This window comes from Paracoccus salsus (genome assembly GCF_021556615.1).
In the GTDB taxonomy this organism is placed as follows: Bacteria; Pseudomonadota; Alphaproteobacteria; order Rhodobacterales; family Rhodobacteraceae; genus Paracoccus; species Paracoccus salsus.
Map to the genome: position 1 here is coordinate 121,776 of NZ_JAKGGD010000004.1, position 21,117 is coordinate 142,892.

Consider the following 21,117-nt stretch of genomic DNA (forward strand, 5'->3'; position numbering starts at 1 on the left):
GGGTGCCGTTGTCATGAATGGACGGGTTTGGACGATCTGACCTCTTTACACGTCATGCCCGGCGCAACGGGCCGTGTTGCGAATATGCTCTTGCATCCGGAGCCGGGCCGCGTCGGGATTTCGGTTTTCCAGAGCCGCCAGGATGGCGCCGTGTTCCTCGATGGATTGCCGCATCCGCTCCGGGTTGGTGTTCGGGATGGGCTGGCGCTGCGTTTCGCTCAGCAGGTGCTGCATGTTGGCGTAGACCTTCGCCAGCACCCGGTTGGGGCAAGCATCCGCGATTGCCTGGTGCAGGGCGAGATCCGCCTCGACATGGGCAACCAGATCACCGCTTTGCCAGGCATCCCGGAACGTTCTGGCGGCCAAGTGCAGCGTGCTGACCGTTTCTGCGACCATGGCTGCGGCGGCCAGCGCACATATCTCGCCTTCGATCAACAGCCGCGTCTGGAAAACGTCGCGCAGATCATGCGCGTCGTCATAGCGCCAGGAGGTCTGTGCAGGCCGGGACGCCGGATCGCGCACGAAGGTGCCGCGGGCCGGCAAGGTCTGGACAAGGCCCAGGGTCTCGAGCGTCAGCAGAGCCTCGCGCAGCGTGGGCCGCGCGACATTCAGCTGCTCGGACAGGGCGCGTTGCGAGGGCAGGCGCTCGCCGGCCTTCAACTCTCCTGTTCGGATCATGTCCTGCAATCTGCGCGCGATCACCTGCGGCACTGGCGCCTTGTCCCACATCACGTTCGGTCTGCCTTTCCTCGGCGCCATGTTCGTCCGACCCAGTTTGCGCATCCCGCGACAAGCATTGCAAACGCGTCCGCACCATGCCTTAATACTGGTCAGACCGGTTAGGCCGGTTGATCCAGAATGACAAGGGTGGGGAGCTATCATGCCGAGACAAGGAATGCGACTGACGGGATGGGCCATGGCATTGCTGGCCGGGACGACGCTGTCGGCGACAGCGCAGGACACGCTGACGGTCGGTGCCAACATCGGCAACGTGCCCTGGGAATTCCAGGACGAATCGGGTGAGTTCGTCGGGTTCGAGATCGACCTTGTCGCGGCCGTGGCCGAACGCCTCGGCGCCCAGGTCGAAACGGTGAACATACCCTTCAACGGCCTCTTCTCGGCGGTGCAGTCAGGGCGCATCGACATAGCGACCTCGTCGATCACCATCACGGACGAGCGTCTGGAATCGGTCAGCTTCGCCCAGCCCTATTACGACAGCGACCAGTCGCTGACGGCTCTGGCCGATGGCCCGGCCTCGCTGGCCGAGATGAAGGGCCGCGTCGTGGGAGTCGACACCGGATCGACAGGCGACATGTGGGCGACTGCGCAGGCCGAGGCCTACGGCTTCTCCGACATCCGCCGCTATGAGGGGCTGGCGCCTGCCATGCTGGACCTGCAGGCGGGGCGGATCGACGGCTATGTCTCCGATATTCCGGCGCTGCAATACTATGTTCGCGACAAGCCGCAACTGGAGGTGGTCGAGCGCATTCCCACCGGCGAGAAATACTCGATGATGTTCGCCAAGGATGCCGCACTCGCGACGCAGGTGAACACCGTGCTGGACGATCTCAAGACCGAGGGCGTGCTGGCCAAGCTGCACGAGAAATGGTTCGGCGTTGCCCCCGACGAGGGCTCCTCGACCGTCACCGTCCTGCCGATGCCGTCGCTGGACTGATCCGCTGCTTCGGGTCCGGGCCTGACCTGGACCCGAAAGGACGCTCATGGATCTCTTTGATACCTTCCTGAACGCCGAGGTCATGCGGCGGACCTTTCCCATGCTGATGCAGGGATTGTGGATCACGCTGCAACTTGGCGCGGCCAGCATTGTCGCGGGCCTGGTCCTGGGGCTGGCGCTGGCGATGGCACGGCTATACGGACCGATGCCCCTGCGATTGCTGACGCGGTTCTATATCGACATCTTCCGGTCGATCCCTCTGCTGGTGCTGCTGATCATCGTCTATTACGCGCTGCCTTTCCTAGGCCTGCGGCTGTCGCCCTTTGTTTCGGCCATGAGCGCGCTGACGCTTGTCTCGGGCGCCTATACGGCCGAGATCTTTCGCGCCGGCATCGAGGCGATCCCCAAGGGCCAGTTCGAGGCATCCGCCGCACTGGGCCTCAGCGGGCGGCAGGCGATGGCCGATGTGATCCTGCCGCAAGCGGTGCGGATCGTCATCCCGCCGCTGACCAACAACGCGATCAACGTGGTCAAGGACACGGCGCTGGCTTCGGTCGTGGCGATGCCGGACCTGCTGAAGCAGGCCACGCAGGCGCAGGCCCTGGCGGCCAATCCGACGCCTCTGATCGTGGCCGCCGCGATCTATATCGCGTTCCTGTGGCCGCTGGTCGCGCTGGTGTCGCGCATGGAATGCCGCTTCGCGGCAAGGAGGCGCTAGGATGGCGGCATTCGTCAGCATCAGGAACCTGCGCAAGTCCTATGGCAGCTTCGAGGCGCTGAAAGGCATCGACCTGGACGTCGCGAAGGGCGAAGTCGTCTGCATCATCGGCCCCTCGGGGTCCGGCAAGTCCACGTTGATCCGCTGCATCAACAAGCTGGAATCCTTTTCTTCCGACAGCGAGATCCGGGTGGATGGCATCCCGGTCGCATCGGGTCGCGCCTTGGCCAGGGTTCGCGCCGAGGTCGGCATGGTCTTTCAGTCGTTCAACCTTTTCCCGCATCTGACCGTGCGCGAAAACGTCATGCTGGCGCCGCGCCGGGTTCGCAACACCCCGCGTGCCGAGGCAGCGCGGCAGGCGGACCGGTTGCTGGATCGCGTGGGCATCGGAAACCAGGCCCAAAAATATCCCGACCACCTGTCGGGCGGACAACAGCAGCGTGTGGCGATTGCCCGCGCGTTGGCGATGGAACCGCAGGTGATGCTGTTTGATGAGCCCACCAGTTCGCTGGACCCCGAGATGGTGGGCGAGGTTCTGGATGTGATGCGCGATCTGGCCCACACCGGCGTCACCATGATCGTCGTCACGCACGAGATGGGTTTTGCGTCCCAGGTGGCAGACCGCGTCATCTTCATGGATGCCGGCCTGATCGTCGAACAGGGACCGCCGGACCAGGTGCTGTCCAACCCACAGGAGCCTCGCACGCGAGATTTTCTCGGCGCCGTGCTGAACCACTGAAGAAAGCAACGCGATGACACAGCTGGACATGGCTTACGTGCAGTCCCAGTTTCCCGGCCTGACCGCTGACTGGGTCTATTTCGACAATGCCGGCGGATCGCAGATCGCGCAGCCCGCGCTGGACCGAATGGTGGAGTTCCTGACCCATCGCAATGTCCAGATCGGCGGCAGCTATCCCGCCTCGATGGCTGCCGCCGCGGCGCTGATGGCCGGTCGGCAGGCGGCTGCAACGCTCGTCAATGCCGCCCGCTCCGAAGAGATCGTCTTCGGCCCCTCGACCACCGTGCTGATGGGCAATCTGATGCAGGCGATGCGCCGCCAATTCGCGCCGGGCGACGAGGTGATCGTGACCATGGCGGATCACGAAAGCAACATCGGTCCCTGGACTCGGCTGGAGGAATTCGGCGTCACGATCAAGGTCTGGCCCCTGAATGCGCAGACGATGGATCTGCAACTGGCGGATCTGGCGCCCCTGATGACGGACCGCACGCGGCTGGTCTGCGTGACCCACGTATCCAACATCCTGGGCAAGATCCATCCGGTCGCGGATTTTGCGCGCTATATCCACGACCACGGCGCGCTGATCTGCGTCGATGCGGTGGCCTATGCGCCGCACCGCCTGATCGATGTGCAGACCTGGGACGTGGATTACTATGTGTTCAGCCTCTACAAGGCCTACGGTCCGCATGGTGCGGTGATGTATGGCAAATACGATCTGCTGGCCGAACTGGACGGGCTGTATCACTATTTCTACGGCAAGGACAAGGTCACGGCCAAGCTGGAGCCGGGCAACCCCAGCTATGAGGCTGCCTATGCCACCGACGGCGTCCTTGCCTATCTGACCGGCCTTGCACGTCACCACGGAGCCACTGGCGACGAACGCGCGCTGCTCGCCGCCGCCTACGACCTGATCACCGCGCAGGAGGACGCTTTGACCGATCATCTGCTGGCCTGGCTTGGTGCCCGCAACGACTGCCGGATCATCGGAGAGGCCGCGAACCGCGCCAGCAGTCGTGTCCCAACCATCGCCTTCAAGTTCGACGGCATCGATTCCGGCAGCCTGACGCGGGCGATGGACGCTCATGGCATCGCCATGCGGTTTGGCGATTTCCACTCGCGCCGGCTGGTAGAGCATCTGGGCGAGGATCAGGACGGCGGCGTGCTGCGCGTGTCCATGGTGCATTACAATACACTCGAGCAAGTCGACCGCCTGACCGAAGCGCTGAGCGCGATCCTGGCGCAGGGCGCGGCATGAGCACGCTGGACCTGGTCATCGCAGGTGGCACGGTCGTTACCGCCGCCGACAGCTATGCCGCCGATGTCGGCATCCGCAACGGCCGCATCGCCCAGATTGGCGAGGGTTTGACAGGGTCGGACCGGATCGACGCCACCGGCCTGCTGGTCTTGCCGGGCGGCATCGACGCGCATGTGCATCTGGACCAGGCGACCTCGGACGGAACCGTCATGGCGGACGACTTCGCCAGTGGCACGCGCTCGGCTGCGGCGGGGGGCAATACCACGGTCCTGCCCTTCGCCCTGCAGATCAAGGGTCAGTCCCTGCGCGCCTGCGTCGAAGACTATCACCGCAAGGCGGAGGGCAACTGCCACACCGATGTGTCGTTCCATCTGATCGTGACTGACCCCACCCCGCAGGTGCTGGGGCAAGAACTGCCTGCGCTGGTGCGCGACGGCTATACCTCGTTCAAGGTCTTCATGACTTATGACGACCTGGTGCTGCAGGATGCGCAGTTGCTGGATCTCTTCGAGGTTGCCCGCCGCGAGCGCGCGCTGGTCATGGTTCATGCCGAGGGGCACGACGCGATCAAGCATCTGACCCGGCGGCTGGAGACCGAGGGCCGCACGGCCCCCTATTATCACAGTCAGGCCCATGCCCAGATCGCCGAACGCGAGGCCACCCACCGCGCCATCAGCCATGCCCAGCTGATGGATTTGCCCATCGTGATCGTCCATGTTTCGGGTCGCGAACCGATGGAGCAGATCCAGTGGGCCCGCGCCCGCGGCATGAAGGTCCATGCCGAAACCTGCCCGCAATACATCTCCTTGACGGCTGACGACTTGCGCGGGCTGAACATGGATTTCGACGGCGCCAGATATGTCTGCTCGCCGCCCCCTCGCGACGCAGACAGTCAGGCGGCGATCTGGCAAGGGTTGCGGGACGGGACCTTCGACCTCTTTTCGTCCGACCACTGCCCGTTCCGCTTCGAGGGGCCGGGCAGCAAGGACAATCCGCGCGCCAGAACCTCATTTCGGTGGGTGCCGAATGGTATACCCGGCGTCGAAACGCGCCTGCCGATCCTGTTTTCCGAAGGCGTCAGCAAGAACCGCATCAGCTTGCAGCGGTTCGTGGCACTGACCTCCACGAACCCGGCGCGGCTCTATGGTCTCTACCCGCAAAAGGGCAGCATCGCGATCGGCGCTGATGCCGATCTGAGCTTGTGGGACCCGAACCTGATCCAGCCCATCCGTCAGCAAAGCCTGAACCATGGCTGCGACTACACCCCCTATGAGGGGATGGAGATCACCGGTTGGCCGGTTCGGACGCTTTTGCGGGGTCGGACGATTGCACGAATGGGCAAACCGGTAAAGGAAGCTTCCGGGAGGCACCTGAGCAGGCAGGCAAGCGAGGCCTTCGCATGAATCTGGTCCGAGAGCACCGGCTCATTGACCGTTGGGGCTTTCGAGATCTGGCCCACGCCCCGCGTCGAGATCGGCGACATCACAACCTTCGTCATTCGTGCCCATGACTGCCATCAGCGCGGTGTGCCGCGTCACCTCGTTGCCCATGTCGGGCGCGGCGTCATGGTGCCGGCTCAGTGAGGTCGAGTGTGTGGAATACGCGGCCCACACGGGTCCGATGTGGTGGGTCCGATCCTGAACGAATCCGCTGCACATGCCTGTGGATTGCTTGCCAGCCGCTGTTTTTCAACACGCCCGTGCCCATGCGGCATGCCTGGCGACCGGGACTGCTGCGCCAGCGCGATGATCTCCCCGGTCAGCCGCTCTGCGCCTGGCTGGCGGCAGGGCAGCTTGCACTGGGCCGAGCGGTGCTGGCCGGGTGTGCGGAAGGCCCGGTGCCCGGATCTGCCGGGGGTCTGCCGGGCATGACCCATGCAGCGGCGACGGCGGGAAGGGCTTGGACGTTTCGAGGTTGACCTCAGCACGGGCGACGACGGTCACCTCATCGAAAACCGGCGTCACCACGACAACATCGTCGGGCCGCGCCGTTCGCTGGGCTACCGCCCCGGCACCAGACGCCTTCGACCCGATGGACCAGCGACCGACGGTGCATTAACAGTCGACAGGAACCACTCGTCGGGGGCAGGCCATGACCCAAAGCCGAAAATCGGGCTGCTTCCTCGCTTTCATGCTTGCATGCACGGAACCAAAAGGCAGAGATTCACGTCATGACATCACCCCGGACGGTTGCGGCCGAGCTCGTTAGTGCCATTGCGACATGCGCGGACATGCCAGCAATGTCCGATAACGCCGGCACGATCACGTATGGCAGACTTGGCCAGTTCGTTTCAAGACTCGGCAGCGGCCTGGAGGCACCTCAGGTTGTCGGCATTTTTGGCTCACCCGGCATTGCCATGGCGGCAAGCGCAGTTGCCTGTGTGATCCATGGCCGCGCGTTTGTGCATCTCGATCCCGCCATGCCGCAAATGGTCATGCATAACATCCTGTCTGAATTGCAGGTCAGCCTGATTGTCACTTGCGAGACAGCCGCGCCCGGTCAGTTGCCGGGTGGTTGCGAGACGATCGATGCCAAGGACCTGCTGGGCGACGCGCCCGCGCCTTATGCGCCGCTGCATGCTGCCGCGGTTGCGGCTACCGATCCGATCTATCTGGTGGCGACATCCGGCACGACAGGGCGGCCAAAATGCATTCCGGTGAGTCAGGACGCCGCCTGTCTGTCCTATGCCTGGCGCGATGAATTCACGCCCTACGGTCCAGGCATGCGCATTGGTATTTACATCTTTGCGATCTGGGAGATGTTTCGTCCCTTGCGAAAGGGCGCGGAGCTGTGCTTTCCCGATGCCAGCACCTTGTTCGCTCCGGGAAAACTGGCTGAATTCCTGATCGACAATGACATCGACGAGATGTTGTTCACACCATCCTTCTATGCCACATTCCTCGACGCGCTGGACGCAGGCAAAGCTGCGAAACTGACGCTTTCGCGTGTCGTCTTGAATGGTGAGGTCGTCAGCGATGACCTGATCCTCCTGTCACTCGCCAAGCTTCCCGATGTGGCGCTTTGGAATCTCTACAGCATCTGCGAAACCCACGATGTCTGCATGTCGCATCTGACGGAACCGTCGGGTGATCGGCCTGCATCGGTTGGTGTCCCGATGGAACATCTGCGCGCTGTCATTCTGGACGAGACCGGCACGCCTTGTCCCGCCGGAACATCCGGTCAACTGCACTTCGAGGGGCCTAGAATGCTTGGCCCCGGATATGTCAACCGGCCCGAAGAAACCCGCCTGCGGTTTCGCGAATTGACCATCGAGGGCCGCGTCATGCGGCTGTATGACACCGGCGATCAGGCTTGGGTGGATGAGACCGGAGCGCTGCATATCGAAGGGCGCATCGCGCATATGCTGAAACTGCGTGGCTTTTCGATCCAGACCAAAGAGCTGGCGGATACCATGCGCGAGAAGCTGGCGTTTTCAGGCGCGGTTCCCTGGGTCGCGGCGGTCGGCGCACGCGGTCAAAGCCTGATTTTCTACTATGCCGCCGACGCCGCACAGGCAAGGCGCAATGCCGAAAACTGGGGGATCGTGGCGGGGACCAACAGAACACCCGCAGCCCTTGCCGCCGATCTGCGCGCCGTGGTGCCAGCCTATTGCGTGCCCTCCTTCCTTGTGCAGATGGATGCGCTTCCGTTGCATCCGGTTTCTGGCAAAGCCGATTTGCGCGCCCTGCCACCGGTCACGGAAGACCCCCGCCGCCCGGAGCACAGCGAAGACGCGGTCATCGCGGCCGCTGCCCTGGCAATGTCGTGTGCGCCGTCCGACATCGACCCGGCACTCAGCTTTCACGATCAGGGGGGCGACTCCCTGATGTGCGTGACCCTGATGCTGGAGCTTGAAAAGGTCTACGGCGTTCCGATCGACTTCGATCTTGCCATGAACGTGCCGCTGCACCGGCTTGACCAGTTGCTGACCAAAGAGGCCGATGCGCCTGCGCCCGCAGAAAATTTCGATCGCCCCGGAATCCTCCTGACCGGCGCTACGGGATTTCTGGGCGGACATGTCCTGGCAAAAGCGGCCCGCGACCTTCCGGGTGACAGCGTCATCTATTGCCTTGTGCGGGACAAGAACCGTGGCGCGCGAGATCGGCTGGACGCAGTGGCTTTGGCGCAGGGCGTGCCAGAAGACCGCTATGTCATCGTCCACGGCACACTGGACGCGCCACGTTTCGCGCTGGGCCACGAGGCATACACGTCTTTGGCCCGATCGGTCACACAGGTTGTCCACTGCGCGGCGATGGTCAACCTTGCGATCCGACGCGAAGACATGCTGGAATGGTCGGCGCGAGGGATGGAGACGGTGCTCAGATTCTGCGCCGATGCGGGCGCCGATCTGCGGTTTACCTCGTCCAGTTCGATCTTCCCCGACAGGGGCGGCCCATGGGCCGAGGCGCCCGCGACGGTCTGGGAAGGCTGCACGGGCTACGGCGCGGCCAAGATCGCGGCGGAGGACGCCATTCGCGCCGCGGGCATCCCCGCGGCCATCGTGCGCTTGCCGTCGCTCTACGACCTGAATGCTCCGAACCCGCGCGACATCTACGAGATCATTCTCAAGGCGTCCCTGCAAGCCGGGCACATGCCGCAGTCGCTTGAATTCCCGATGACCGACGTGACCGCTGCCGCCGCATTTCTGCTTGGCCCGGTCACGGCGCAAGGCGCTCCGATCTACAACCTGATGGCGGATGCGCATATCGCGCCCAAGCATCCGAACGCACTTCCCCCGAAGGAGTGGTTGGCCAAGGTCACTCTGGACCCGGGCATCGCCAAGGTGATCGCCGATTTTCCGGATACCTTGCGCGCCAATTCAACCTTCAGGAACAGCGCCGCCCGAGCGGCCTGGGCGCGGATAAGCGATCACCCCTTCGACACCATCAGCGACGGCGATGCCTTGCTGGCGCGCCGGGCGCATGACTACCAAAGAGATCCGGCGTTGATCTGATAATCTTCCATCGTCAAGGCCCGCGCCGCATCGCTGGCGAGGAACGCGGCAAGCTCTGCGACTTCGGACGGCTGAACAAGCTGGTTCTGCGGATTCGACCTGGCATAGTCGGCACGCACCTGCTCCAGCGTTTGGCCCGTGGCTTTCATATCGGCATCGATGAACCGGCGCAGCATCTCGGTCTCGACCCAAGTGGGGCTGATCGACACGCATGTGACGCCGTGCGCTGCCCCCTCAAGGCTGACGCAGCGTCCAAGGCCCAAAAGCCCCGCCTTGGACGCGCAATAGGCCGCGTTGTTGGCCATGCCATTATGGGCTGCGACCGAGGCCAGGTTGATGATCCGCCCCCAGCCGGCGCGAGTCATAAGCGGCATCACAGCCCGTATCATGCGGAACGTGCCGCTGAGGTTGGTATCGATGTGATCCTCCCAAACCTTGTCCGGGTGATCGATTATTCCGGCTTCCTCATAGACACCTGCGGCATTCACCAGAATATCAACGCCACCCCGCGCCGCAGCAACATGGGCTACAAAGGCATCGACGCTCTCGCGCGACTGAACGTCGAGGAACGCTGCTTGAATAGATCCGGCGTCGGAACCAAGAACATCGCGCACGACGGCCTCATCGCCAGCACGTCGCGTGCCGACAAAAACCGTGGTTCCGTCCCTTGTCAGCCTGCGCGCAATCGCAAGCCCCATTCCGGACAGCCCACCCGTTACAATCGCCGTCCTTTGTCCTGATGTCATGCTGCTCTGCCGTTACCAACGTTCGGGAATACCGGTTCGGTATGCTGAAAACGACTCAGGTTCACAAGCATTCTTGCAGACCTCGAGGCCGTTCCGCTCGCAGTGGCGCGAAACACGCGCGAGGTTTGGACGAACGGTCGCTGACAGTGGATGACGGGGGGAGTGCGCGGCATATCAAGGCGTTGCTCATGCGCCAGAAGGATTTTAGCCCGGTCCGCTGACGGATTTTCTGCGCCAGGCAGCGCGGGAGTTGAACGCGCACGCCGTCGAGGTCGCACGGGCCATATTTTGTCCGCCCATGCCGATCAGACCGATTCCAAGGGGGCGCGGCCGCCGTGTCCGGCACGGTGAAGTGCCCGAACGCGAGGTCCGGACCGGGATCGGCGCGCTGCCGGTGACGGTTCCGCGGGTCCGGGACGCTGCCCCGGAGGCCGCAACGCTTCGGCTCCCCGAGAATATCCCGTGTTTCCGCCGGCGCGGAACGCAGCGGCGTGACACCTGCCGACGGGTCGTGACAGCCCAGCCCGCGCGGAACCGTCGGGATGGTGCGGATCAGCCGCGATGACGTGACATCCGCGCTCCGCGACGTGACATCGCTGGCCAAACATCTGGTGGCGCGTCGGGCATCACGCGTCGGGACCGCCGCCAGCCGGTGAATGCGGGCGGCGCTGCGCCTGCGCGCTGCGGTGAGCGCGCGGGACGCCGGGCTGAATTCCTGGAAAGGAGGGTGCCGCTAGTCGATCATGTGGTCCGTGCGCCGACGGTCGCCGGGCGCTTCGATATGCGGCTCCCGCCCGCCACGCAGGATCGAGTTGCCTTCGAAAAGCGTACGCTGATCGATCGCCGGAGGGTCCAGCCAATCGGCTTCCTGCATTTGACCGGACTGCCCATAGGCGTCCAGCGCGTTCTGATAGCACACCATGTGCACCGTCTGCTTCGGGATGCCGCGATCGAGCGCAAGCTGCGCTGTCTTCGCCACGCCAAGGCAATCCGAGATTCCCCAGTCGCACGCGCTGTCCACGATGATGCGCTCACCGCCGTACTGACGCAGGATCTCCACCATGCGTGCGTTGCCCATCTTGGTCGAGGGATAGATCGAGAACCCAGCCCAGAACCCGCGCTGCAGCGTCTCGGCCACCGTCTCCTCGTTGTTGTGGTCCACGATCACCATGCCGGGGTCGAGACCATGCTCTTCGCAGACATCCATCGAGCGGGAGGTGCCGCGCTTCTTGTCGCGATGGGGCGTGTGGATCATCACCGGCAGGTTCAACTCCTTGGCAAGCTCCAGTTGCAGCCGGAAATACCTGTCCTCAAGCGCCGTTTGCTCGTCATAGCCGATCTCGCCGATGGCGACGACACCTTCCTTCAAGGCAAAGCGCGGAAGCCAATCCATGACACCTTCGGCCAGTTCCTCGTTATTGGCCTCTTTCGAGTTCAGCCCGACGGTGCAGTAATGGCGGATGCCGAACTGGCCGGCGCGGAACCGCTCCCACCCCACGATGGTCGAGAGGTAGTCGACATAGGTGCCCACGAAGGTCCGCGGCTGGCCCACCCAGAAGGCAGGTTCGATCAGCGCCACGATGCCCGCGTCCGCCATCGCCACGTAGTCATCGGTGGTGCGCGAGATCATATGCGCGTGGGGGTCGATCAGCATCATTGTGCGACCTCCTCCTGGCGCAGGATCGCGGCGACGGCCGGGTCGCCTCGGAACGGCTTCAGGGGGATCCAGAGGTCCTGCGGCACGGGGCGTCCCGCCGCGATGCGCTCCTCGGCGTAATCCACCAGGATCCGTGCAAGCTCCGGATTGGCGCGTGCCCCAAGCCCGGTGATTGGCGTGAGGCGGCTGCCTATGAAGAGCGCCTTCAGGATCATGTGGTTCCAGCGGTGCTCGTCGAAATGGTCGCGCGGAAAGGGGTTGCGATGCGCGATGCTCTCGAAAACGGCCTTGATGTTCGAGCGCAACCCTTCCCCCACTTCGAAATGCAGGCTGTCAGGGTCCGGATAAAGCGGCAGACCACGGTAAAGTGCGATCATCTCCGCCACGTCCGCGGTGCGGCGCAGATCCTTGAAACGGTCCGCGAAGATGCGGGTCGCCGGTGCGGTCAGAATCGCCAGAACGCGTGCGGCACCATCAACGCTCCATCCCTCGGGCGACCAGCCGGGGCACGCGGCATCTGCGGCATCGAGATCCTCGGCGCCCAACGCCAAATCGGCCTTGCCCAGGCGCCGCGGTGCCAATCCCATGAAGATGAAGAGGTCGCGCTCCTGGGTCGCCGAAGCGATCCTGGCCAGCGACCGGACGATCCAGTCCGCCTCGTCCTCGGCCTGAGCCAGAACCCAATTCCGAAGCAGATCCGCCGCCTGCGTCACTCGAAACCCTCCCCGAACAACTTCAGTCTAGGGACGCGCCAGAATCATGCCAAGGCAAATTCCTTGCAAGGCCAGGCCAATTTTCCGACGCTGCCGGTGATGAACAAGGTTCTCGTGATTCTGGTCGTGGGGTTGAGCCCGCGCCTGCTCGGCTCGAACACGCCGCAGCTGCAAAAGCTGGCGGCGGGCGGAGGGCTGCGCCCGATGAACACGGTCACGCCCGCGGTGACCTGTGCAGTGCAGTCGACGCTGGTGACCGGCCTGCCGCCCTCGGGTCATGGCGCCGTGGCGAATGGCTGGTTCTTCCGCGACCTCTCGGAGGTGCTGCTGTGGCGCCAGCCCAACCAGCTTGTCGCGGGGGAAAAGGTGTGGGACGCGGGACGCGCGCGCGATCCGGAATTCACCTGCGCCAAGATGTTCTGGTGGTACAACATGTACTCGACCGCGGATTGGTCGGCGACGCCGCGCCCGATGTATCCCGCCGATGGCCGCAAGATCCCCGATCACTATGCTCATCCCCCCGAACTGCACGATGAACTTGATGCCAGGCTCGGGCCGTTTCCGCTGTTCAGGTTTTGGGGACCTTTGGCCGACATCACCTCGTCGGACTGGATCGCGAAGGCGACGCTGCATGTGATGAAGACGCGTGATCCGACGCTGACGCTCACGTACCTGCCGCATCTTGACTACAATCTGCAGCGGCTCGGGCCGGACCTCAACCATCCGCGTCTGCAGCAGGACCTGCGGGAGGTAGACGCGCTATGCGGCCACTTGATCACCTTTGCAGAGCGGACCGGGCGCCGCGTCGTGGTCGTCTCGGAATACGGGATCACGCCGGCGCGGGACGCGGTGCATATCAACCGCGCATTGCGGGAAGCCGGTCTCATCGCCGTGCGACGCGAGGAGCATGGCCGCGAGATCCTTGACGCCGGTGCGTCCCGGGCCTTCGCCATGGCCGACCACCAGATTGCGCATGTCTATGTGAAGGACCCGGCGCAGGTTGCAGAGGTTCGGGCCCTCATAGAAGCGCTCGACGGGGTCGAGGCCGTTTGGGGCGAAGGCGGCAAGCGCGCCAACGGCCTCGACCATCCCCGCTCCGGGGAACTGATCGCGGTGGCAAGGCCCGACCGGTGGTTCAGCTATTACTACTGGCTTGATGACGCCAAGGCGCCGGACTTCGCGCGCACGGTCGATATCCATCGGAAGCCGGGCTACGATCCGCTGGAACTGTTCCTCGATCCGGACATGCCCTTCGCCAAGCTGCGAACTGCCTGGAAGCTGGCCAAGCGCAGGCTGGGCCAGCGGCAGTTGCTCGACGTGATCTCGCTCAGGGACACGGGCTTGGTGAAAGGCACTCATGGGCGCGTGACGGATGACCCCGACGACGGGCCGCTGGTCATTTCATCCGCTCCGGGACTTCTGCGCGAGGGGCCCGTTGAAGCCACGGCCTTCAAGCAACTGGTGCTCGATCACATCTTCGACTGATCAGGTTCCCGAGACAATCCGCTGCAAGGCCAGCGTAAGCACAAACCCGGCCAGCCCGAGCAGCGCAAGCAGCGCGTGACCCGCGCCGGCGATCAGCACCGCGTCGTAAAGCGCGATGCCGGCTATGAGCGTGACCACAGCCTTCGGCACATCCCCTGAACCACGCCTGAGCAGCCGATACAGCGCGAACGAAACCAACAGGATCAGCCCGGTCCACAGCGCGAGTGCCATGAGCGCGTCGCCGGTCCACCAAAGCGCGTAGAGGAGCGGAGTGATGAGCACGAGCAACGGCCAGGCATTGTCGAGCCGATCATGGGCCTCTTGCCTGGCGGCGTAGGTCAGTCCGGCCGTATAGGCCATGAGCCCCAGCGCCCCGCAGAGAACAGCGCCGGTGATCTGCCCCAAGGACAAGGCGGCCAGGAGATAGCTGAAGAACCGCGCGCCCCCCATGATGACGGGGCTGAGAATCGTGCGTTTGTGCAGCCAGTCGTAGAGCAGGATCACACTCGCCAGACAGAGCCCGGCAAGCCCCGCATGTGCGCCATTGAGGAACGAAAGCACGATGCCCAGGAACAACAATCCGAAGCCGCCGCGAAACACGGCCGCCCGTGAGATTTCGCGATTGGGGATGGGGCGGTTCGCGCGCTCCTGCGCGTCAATCTCGGCATCGAATGCATCGTTGAGCCACATGCCCCCGACATAGAAGGCCGTCAGCGCGAGAGCTGACAGCACCACAGAGCCGGTCGCGGGATTTCCTGCCAGCACAGCGCCCGCAAGTGCGTTCGTCCACACCGTCGGCAGGTTCGAGACCCGCCCGAGCGTCAGCCAGACCTTCATGTGCATCTTGTGAGTTCGCCCAGGACCCACGCGAACTCCCGCGCGATATCCTCGGCTACCGTTGCGCCGCGCAGGGTTTCGGGCAGCAGATCCCAGGTGTAGGTCTCGATCTCGAGATGCGGCGAGATCGGGTCCTGCCGGTGCAGTGCCAGGATCGATGCCAGGAAATCGCGGGTCGAGGAGAAGGCGCCAAGCTCTCGAATGAACACGGGCACGTGGAAATGCACGCGCCATTCCTCGCCATCGGCCGATGCACCGAGCGCGAGCGCGTCGGGCAGATCGACCTCGCTCTTCAGGCCTTCGCGCGTCCGGCGCATCACCTGGTGCAAATAGGTGGGTTCGGCATAGGCGGCGAGCGCGTCGCGCGTCGCAGCGCTGATCTGCGGGATCAGAAGCGCCGCACTGAGTTGCAGCTTGTGGATCGGGATACCCGCATCGCGCAAGGCCGCAATGCTTCCTGCCGGATCCTCGTACTCCACCGCCGCGTGGCAGACATCATAGCAAAGCCCGAGATGTCGGGGCAGGGCCGCGGCGACGTCTTCCAGGGGAAGTTCGGTCAGCCCGGCAACTCGCGCCGCGGCTGCGGGACTGAAAAGATGATCGATGAAAAAGGCCACACTCTCGTCGATGGTCTCCAGCAAGCAGGCTGGTTCCGGTTCGATTGCAAGAGCAACGGTCACCCCCGTGCGCGCCTCGAGCGCGGCCAAATGCGCCACGGATCGCAGGATGTTGTCCGCGATCAGCGCCTCCGCGCCAACCGCCAGGGGCTTGAAGGTCCCCGGCACCGTGCTGAGACTGACCGTCTCGCCCTCGGGCGCCAGATGCGTCATCAGATCGGCCAGCGCATTCGTGTAGCGCACGCGGTCCTCGCTGCGCCAGTCCGGCTGGTAGACCTCTTCCTTCACGCGGGTGCCGTGAAAGCGGCCATAGGGAAAGCCGTTCACGGTGACGGCGCGGAAGTCGTGCTTATCGAGCGCGGCCTTGAGAGCCGCGCGTTTGGCTGGATCCGCCAACTCGTCCAGGGCCTCACCCGAAAACCGCAGCCCGACAGCGAAGGCGTCGCCCGGGGACACACGGGCCTTCACCTGTGCTGCAGGGCCGGTCAGCGCAGCCATCACCTCCGCATGGGTTTGCGTGGCATGGATGTTGAGGCAATAGGTCAGATGGCCCAGCCTATCGGGCAGCTTCATGACCGCGGTCTCCGGTTCTCGAGCCAGTCGATGGCGTCGTGCACCAGCGTCGGGTCCATCGCGTGCACCTCCACACCGGTTCCGATCCTCTCGAGCAAGGTCACGCTGAGCGCTCCGCCGAGATGCTCTTGAAACTCGCGCAGACCTTTCAGCACCAGAAGCTCCCCCTCCGCACCGCGCTGCGTCAGGGCGTCGTGCCAGGTCGGCAAGCCAATCCGGTCCAGAAGCGCGACAATTCGGTCATCCTCCCCCGCCGCAAGACGACCCGAGAGGACGGAGTATCGGGAATCGAGGGCGATCCCGATGGCCACCGCCTCACCATGCCGGATCCGATGGTTGGTCATGGCTTCGAGCTTGTGCGCAGACCAATGTCCGAAATCCAGGGGCCGGGCCGAGCCGGTCTCGAACGGATCTCCGCCCCTGGTGATCTGGCGGATGTGCAGGGCGGCGGAGCGGCGCACCATGTGTTCTTCCGCCTCTGGCTCGAACCGGGCAAGCGCGACGGCATTGCCCTCTAGCCAGTCGAAGAAGGCCGCATCGCGGACAAGCGCGACCTTCACGGCCTCGGCAATGCCTGCGATGCGCTCCCGCCGGGGCAGCGCGTTGAGGAAGTCGAAATCGTTCAGCACCGCGTGAGGCGGCGCGAAGGTGCCCACGTAGTTCTTTATGCCCTCGAAATTGACCGCGTTCTTGACTCCGACACCACTGTCATTCTGGCTGAGCACCGTTGTCGGCACGCGGATATGCCGAAGACCGCGGTGGGCGGTGGCGGCGGCAAAGCCGACCGCGTCGAGCACCGCGCCTCCCCCGATTGCGATGACATGGGCGTGCCGGTCTACACCGTTGCGCAGGAACATGCGGTAGATGTCGGGGATGACCGTCAAGCCGTCCTTGATCGCCTCGCCGCCGGGGACGTGCCGCGGCGTTTCGAGAAGCGCGATCCGGTCCGAATGCGCGGCGAAATAGGCTGACAGGCGTTTCTCAAGCTTGGGGTCTGCACGCGCTACGCCATCATCGACCAGGACCATGCACCTGGCCTTGTCCGCGCCGTGCCCGGCCAGAGCGTCCACCAGGGCGGGATTGGCCGGATCGAACAGCCCTCGCGTGAAAACCACCGGGAAGCTGTAGCGAACGGCGAATTGGCTGGTCTGCGTTTCTGCCCGGCTCTGGGGCTTCGCGCGCGCCGTGCCAAGGAAAATGCCGGTCCAGGGAAAGGTGGCGCGCATTCCAGCATAGGCCAGGGCCGGGATGCCAACCGCCCCCGCGAAGGCCAGCAGGAAGGAGTTGGCGGACAACGCATAGGCGCCGACACCCGCATAGGCCGCCGCGATCCCGAGATTGGCCAGGCTCGTCAGCAGAATGAAACGTCCGAGCGGGTAGCGCGCCGCGCCCGCCGCCAGGGTCGAGGCCTCCGCCAGCACCGGTGCCGCGCGCATGACGACAAGGGCCGACCCGCCCACGCGCAACGCCAGGTTCTCGGCGCGCGCCAGCTCTGCCTCGCCCATCAGCCTGCGGATCAACGCCGTGCCGCCCGTCGCCCCGATCCAGTAGCCGAAAAGGCATCCAAGGGTCATTCCAAGCCAGCACACCAACGTCCCCAGCGCGAAACCCAGCACCGCCCCCCCCGCCGCGTTCACGAGGCTCGAGGGGACGGGCAGGATCACGTCGAAGGCCAACGCGCCACCAATCACTGCGGTCATCGCGGCGGGACCCGGCGGCTCGGCCAGAAGCCGCAAGGCAAGGCGTTCGATAGGCTCTTCGAAGACAAGGAAGGGAATGATCAGCGCGATGAGAAGCGCGACAAGGATCAGCGCCCAGCGCAGCGCCGGGCCCGCAGGCCCGGAAGCGGCCGGTGTCCTCACCTGGGACCCCCCGCGCGGCGACGCCGGCTGCGGGTCATGTGCTGCGCATTGCGCGGCTGAGCGCGTGGTAATTCGGCTCTGGCGCGGCATCCTTTTCGGCCTCGCCCGCCGCCGCCATTCCGGCGGCTCCGTCGAGGAAATTATAAAGCAGCCTGCGCTGGCCCTGGGTGAGGTCACGCGTGACAGGCATAAAGCGGAAATCCTCGAAATTCGCGGGATCCGTCAGCTTCTTGATCAACGGCCCGTAAGAGCGGACCTGCGCTTCGTCGCCCAGCCGCAGCCAGTTGTCCATGCAGGGCGCCATGGCCTCCCAGTTCGACAGCACGTGGTCGTGCACGTTCTGCCAGGTGGGCGGCAGCGCGGCGATGTCGTCATCGGCGGGCAGCACGCGCAGGTACATGTAGGTCGAGCGCAGGACATTGAAGCTGTTGACCGTGACCGGCAGGGTCGGGTCCGGTCCCGGTTGCAGCACCAACCCCGTGACATTGCCGGCGCTGGCGGAGAGGGGAAACGTGACCTGACCGCTGCTGTCGGTTTTCAGGCTGAGCGCGGTGGGCTGAGAGGCGCCAAGTTCGGACAGCGTGACGTCGATGCCCGCCCCCGCAGGCACGCCACGCTCGTAGACCTGGACGGTGGCCTCTCCCGGACTGCCTTCGTCCAGATAGCAATTCGGCTTGTCGGAAATCGCGCGGAGTGGCGCTTCTTCGAGGTAGGTCTTGCCTCCTGCCGATACGCTCAGGTTCATGCCCGCGAGGGATTTGGCGACACCGGGAGCAAGGGGAATATCGACGATGCCGGACGTCGCCTCAAAGGCCGCCTGATCGTACCGGCTGTAGGGAATTGTCGCGATCTCGGTGATCGCAACGGCCGGAGCGGGATCGGCGGCGATGAGTTTCAGATCGCCAAGATCGACCTTTTCCGCATCACGATTCCGGGCCGGGATGCAATTCGACAGATCGAGGGTGATGCGGTCGTCCGCCACCCGCGCGAAGGCCGTGCCGCAGACCGCCGGATGTTTGGCGGGCATGCCTTGGGTGATCGGCTGAGCGGTGGTCAGAAGCGCACGGTCGCCCGGTTCGTGCACGGCGTCGCAGCGACGCCACAGCCCGAGTGTGCCGACCAGCTTGCTGCGCGCGGGGTTGGGCTGAAAGCCGCCCGCGTTCAGCTTGGCCTGAAGGGCGGCCCCGGCGGCTTGCATCGCCGGAGAGCCGTTGGAGAGGGTCGGATCGTCGTAATAGACCGTGCGATAGGTGCAGAAGCGGACCATCACGCCCAGCACGTCATCCTCGGCCATCAGCGTATCGAGTGCGGCGAGCGCAGGGGAATCAAAGCTGTCGATCCGCAGCCCTTCGTTCTTGGGAAAGCAGGTCTGCCACAGGACCGAGGCAATGCCCGCGATCATCGAATTGTTGGGGTTGGCCTGAAAATTGATGTAGCGGTCGGTGAAATGCTGCTTGCGCTTGCCGAAAACCTGACAGCCGCCGCCGATCCCGAAGCTGATGTCATCGAAGAAAAGCTGCGATGAAAAGGCGCCATAGGGTTCGGCATCCACCAGCATGCCGACGAAATCCACCGGGGCGCTGACGAACGGGTCGCGGGTGTCCAGCCCGCTTCCGGTATCCACGCCGGTAATGCTGGTGTTGAAGAAGGGCGAGCGGTAGGAGCCGTGAGGGTTCCAGTTGCCGACCGAGACGACCTCGTCGATCGCGGCCTTGCGGAAAGCGGCGACCGTGCCGCCATCCACCGCCGTTGTATTCAAGATCGCCTCGCTGGCTTTTTCGTCGTAGGCGGCGGGGGCGCTGTTTTTTGGGTAGTTGTTGGTCGTGACCGGATCCCAGGCGATATCGCCTTTGAAGTAGATGCGGGGGATTTCCAGAACGCTCATTGCTGTTGTCCTCCCGATGACGCCGCTGGGGCGCTGAGATTGATGAAGGCCGGACCGGCCACCGATTTTCCGTCCGCGAGAGGCGTCTCGAGCGCGACCCTGGCCGCGACCCTCAGATCGAACATCTGCCGCACGGCAAGGCCCATGCCGCCTTCGCCGCCGTTGAAGGCCTCGGCCAGCATGTAGATCATGCCGGTATAGGCCCCGTTGCAGGCCAGCTGCGCCTTCTGGGCCGCTTCTGGTTCTTTCGAGAAATCGTGCAGCTGTGGGTCGGGGATCGCGGGATAGACATTGTCCCAATCCACGCCGAGCGAGGGCCCCCAGGCATAGCCAGCCTCGCTGCTGTCTTTCACAAGTAGCTGATTTCTTGATATTTCCCAGAATCGATAGTAATGTGCCAGATCATCGCGGAAATCGAGCGGGCTGCCCTTGCCGTCCGGGGTGACCGGGGTGCCTTCGCCTTCCGAGACAATCTGGTCGATGGCCTTGTGCGCGTCTTCATAGTTGTTGACGGCAAAGATCTGGCCCTGAAGGAACTGCGCGTCATCGACCTGGTTGCGGTTGGCCGTCCAGGCGCTGGCGGGCAGTGCCTTCAGCTCCTTGTCGAGACGTTCGTAGAATTCGCCGATGGTCACGCCGGTGTCTTCGGGCGCCATTGCCATCGCCTTGGGGGTGATCGGCTCGGAGGGCTCCTCGATGGCCATCCCCTGTTGCATCGCCGCTTCCGAGAGCGGCAGAAGATGCACCGTCAGCCCGGCATCGACATCGCCAGGCAGCGGCCCGGGATATTTCGGGGCGTTGATTGCAGGCTTGCCGCCGATCGCGTTCATGATGTTGCACGCCAGGCACATATGGGTCATCTCTTCCATGATGACCTCGTGCAGCCGCTCGAAGGCGGGGACATTGGTGTCGGGCCTGATCGAGAACAGCGCGTAGAGATACGGCGGCAGCGTTGAAAACTCAAGGTCGATGGCCGTCTGCACAAGCGCTTGCATATCTCCGATATCATTCGGAGATGTCCATTTAAGCCTGATCATGCTTCCCCCTGCGATGTGGTGTTCGGGCGCCGGATGCGGGTCGGGCTCAGGGCTTGAACCCGTCCGTCATCCACTGGTCGAAAAGATCGAGATCGCTCTGGTCCCATGCGGTGCCGCCCAGCGGCATCTGCGGCTGGCAGGTACCGGTCAGCTTCGCGTAGACCGTGCGCGCATTCATGTGGTCGGCAAAGTTGTTGCAGCTTCCCAGGGTGCCGCCCGCGGGGTCCGACATCCAGGTATAGTCATCGAGCTTGACGCCCATTCCGGACATGCACCCGATATCTTGCGGTGTGAAAAGGGGTTTGATTTGTGCATCGAAGCTTACTGGATCGGCCATCGGTCTTTGTTCCCTGTTGGTGTCGGA

The 21,117-nt window shown here is 64.1% G+C and carries 18 protein-coding genes; 8 read left to right on the forward strand and 10 right to left on the reverse strand.

Annotated elements, in window-relative coordinates; translation table 11 throughout:
• Positions 1-45: 45 nt before the first annotated feature.
• Positions 46-729: a FadR/GntR family transcriptional regulator gene (locus tag L1965_RS09840; protein ID WP_235756440.1), complete on the reverse strand. Its 684-nt coding sequence runs from the start codon at positions 727-729 to the stop codon at positions 46-48.
• A 151-nt stretch (positions 730-880) separates the two neighbouring features.
• On the opposite strand from L1965_RS09840, the gene L1965_RS09845 reads away from it, so the two are divergent.
• From L1965_RS09845 to L1965_RS09875, 7 genes are all read left to right on the forward strand, one after another.
• Entirely contained in the window at positions 881-1,675 is a 795-nt protein-coding gene (locus L1965_RS09845; RefSeq protein ID WP_235756256.1) for an ABC transporter substrate-binding protein, read from the forward strand.
• Positions 1,676-1,721: 46 nt separating this feature from the next.
• The gene (locus L1965_RS09850) at positions 1,722-2,393 is read left to right on the forward strand and encodes an amino acid ABC transporter permease (protein WP_235756257.1); all 672 of its coding nucleotides are present in this window, start codon (positions 1,722-1,724) and stop codon (positions 2,391-2,393) included.
• Between the two features lies 1 nt (position 2,394).
• On the forward strand, positions 2,395-3,132 hold the full coding sequence (locus tag L1965_RS09855; RefSeq protein WP_235756258.1) for an amino acid ABC transporter ATP-binding protein: 738 nt from the start codon (positions 2,395-2,397) through the stop codon (positions 3,130-3,132).
• Positions 3,133-3,145: 13 nt separating this feature from the next.
• A complete protein-coding gene (locus tag L1965_RS09860; RefSeq protein WP_235756259.1) occupies positions 3,146-4,387 on the forward strand; it encodes a cysteine desulfurase-like protein in 1,242 nt (413 codons plus the stop codon).
• The gene (gene hydA / locus L1965_RS09865; RefSeq protein WP_235756260.1) at positions 4,384-5,790 is read left to right on the forward strand and encodes a dihydropyrimidinase; all 1,407 of its coding nucleotides are present in this window, start codon (positions 4,384-4,386) and stop codon (positions 5,788-5,790) included. The genes L1965_RS09860 and hydA overlap by 4 nt, the downstream gene beginning before the upstream one ends.
• Positions 5,791-5,814: 24 nt before the next feature.
• A complete protein-coding gene (locus L1965_RS09870; RefSeq protein ID WP_235756261.1) occupies positions 5,815-5,970 on the forward strand; it encodes a hypothetical protein in 156 nt (51 codons plus the stop codon).
• 656 nt (positions 5,971-6,626) lie between these two features.
• Positions 6,627-9,341 carry an AMP-binding protein gene (locus L1965_RS09875; RefSeq protein ID WP_235756262.1) on the forward strand — a complete coding sequence of 905 codons (2,715 nt, stop codon included), beginning with the start codon at positions 6,627-6,629 and terminating at the stop codon, positions 9,339-9,341.
• On the opposite strand, the gene L1965_RS09880 is transcribed toward L1965_RS09875, so the two are convergent.
• From L1965_RS09880 to L1965_RS09890, 3 genes are all read right to left on the reverse strand, one after another.
• Entirely contained in the window at positions 9,314-10,087 is a 774-nt protein-coding gene (locus tag L1965_RS09880) for an SDR family NAD(P)-dependent oxidoreductase (RefSeq protein ID WP_235756263.1), read from the reverse strand. The two genes, L1965_RS09875 and L1965_RS09880, sit on opposite strands and share 28 nt — an antisense overlap.
• A gap of 733 nt (positions 10,088-10,820) precedes the next feature.
• A complete protein-coding gene (locus tag L1965_RS09885) occupies positions 10,821-11,744 on the reverse strand; it encodes a TatD family hydrolase (RefSeq protein WP_235756264.1) in 924 nt (307 codons plus the stop codon).
• Positions 11,741-12,457: an EboA domain-containing protein gene (locus tag L1965_RS09890; RefSeq protein ID WP_235756265.1), complete on the reverse strand. Its 717-nt coding sequence runs from the start codon at positions 12,455-12,457 to the stop codon at positions 11,741-11,743. The genes L1965_RS09885 and L1965_RS09890 overlap by 4 nt, the downstream gene beginning before the upstream one ends.
• Before the next feature lie 63 nt (positions 12,458-12,520).
• Between L1965_RS09890 and L1965_RS09895 the strand changes: the two genes are divergently transcribed.
• A complete protein-coding gene (locus tag L1965_RS09895) occupies positions 12,521-13,942 on the forward strand; it encodes an alkaline phosphatase family protein (protein WP_235756266.1) in 1,422 nt (473 codons plus the stop codon).
• On the opposite strand, the gene L1965_RS09900 is transcribed toward L1965_RS09895, so the two are convergent.
• The 6 genes from L1965_RS09900 to L1965_RS09925 all read right to left on the reverse strand — a co-directional run bounded on the left by L1965_RS09900 (position 13,943) and on the right by L1965_RS09925 (position 21,090).
• Complete coding sequence (locus L1965_RS09900; protein ID WP_235756267.1) at positions 13,943-14,779, reverse strand: UbiA family prenyltransferase; 837 nt, start codon at positions 14,777-14,779, stop codon at positions 13,943-13,945. It abuts the gene before it with no gap.
• Complete coding sequence (eboE, locus tag L1965_RS09905) at positions 14,776-15,969, reverse strand: metabolite traffic protein EboE (RefSeq protein WP_277882961.1); 1,194 nt, start codon at positions 15,967-15,969, stop codon at positions 14,776-14,778. Before eboE ends, L1965_RS09900 begins: the two co-directional genes overlap by 4 nt.
• Entirely contained in the window at positions 15,966-17,921 is a 1,956-nt protein-coding gene (locus L1965_RS09910) for a 3-dehydroquinate synthase (protein ID WP_338421482.1), read from the reverse strand. Before L1965_RS09910 ends, eboE begins: the two co-directional genes overlap by 4 nt.
• The gene (locus L1965_RS09915) at positions 17,866-19,716 is read right to left on the reverse strand and encodes a hypothetical protein (protein WP_235756269.1); all 1,851 of its coding nucleotides are present in this window, start codon (positions 19,714-19,716) and stop codon (positions 17,866-17,868) included. Before L1965_RS09915 ends, L1965_RS09910 begins: the two co-directional genes overlap by 56 nt.
• Positions 19,713-20,711 (reverse strand): ferritin-like domain-containing protein, encoded by a 999-nt coding sequence (locus tag L1965_RS09920; RefSeq protein WP_235756270.1) that lies wholly within the window; start codon positions 20,709-20,711, stop codon positions 19,713-19,715. The genes L1965_RS09915 and L1965_RS09920 overlap by 4 nt, the downstream gene beginning before the upstream one ends.
• 88 nt (positions 20,712-20,799) lie before the next feature.
• The gene (locus L1965_RS09925; protein WP_235756271.1) at positions 20,800-21,090 is read right to left on the reverse strand and encodes a hypothetical protein; all 291 of its coding nucleotides are present in this window, start codon (positions 21,088-21,090) and stop codon (positions 20,800-20,802) included.
• Positions 21,091-21,117: the final 27 nt, after the last annotated feature.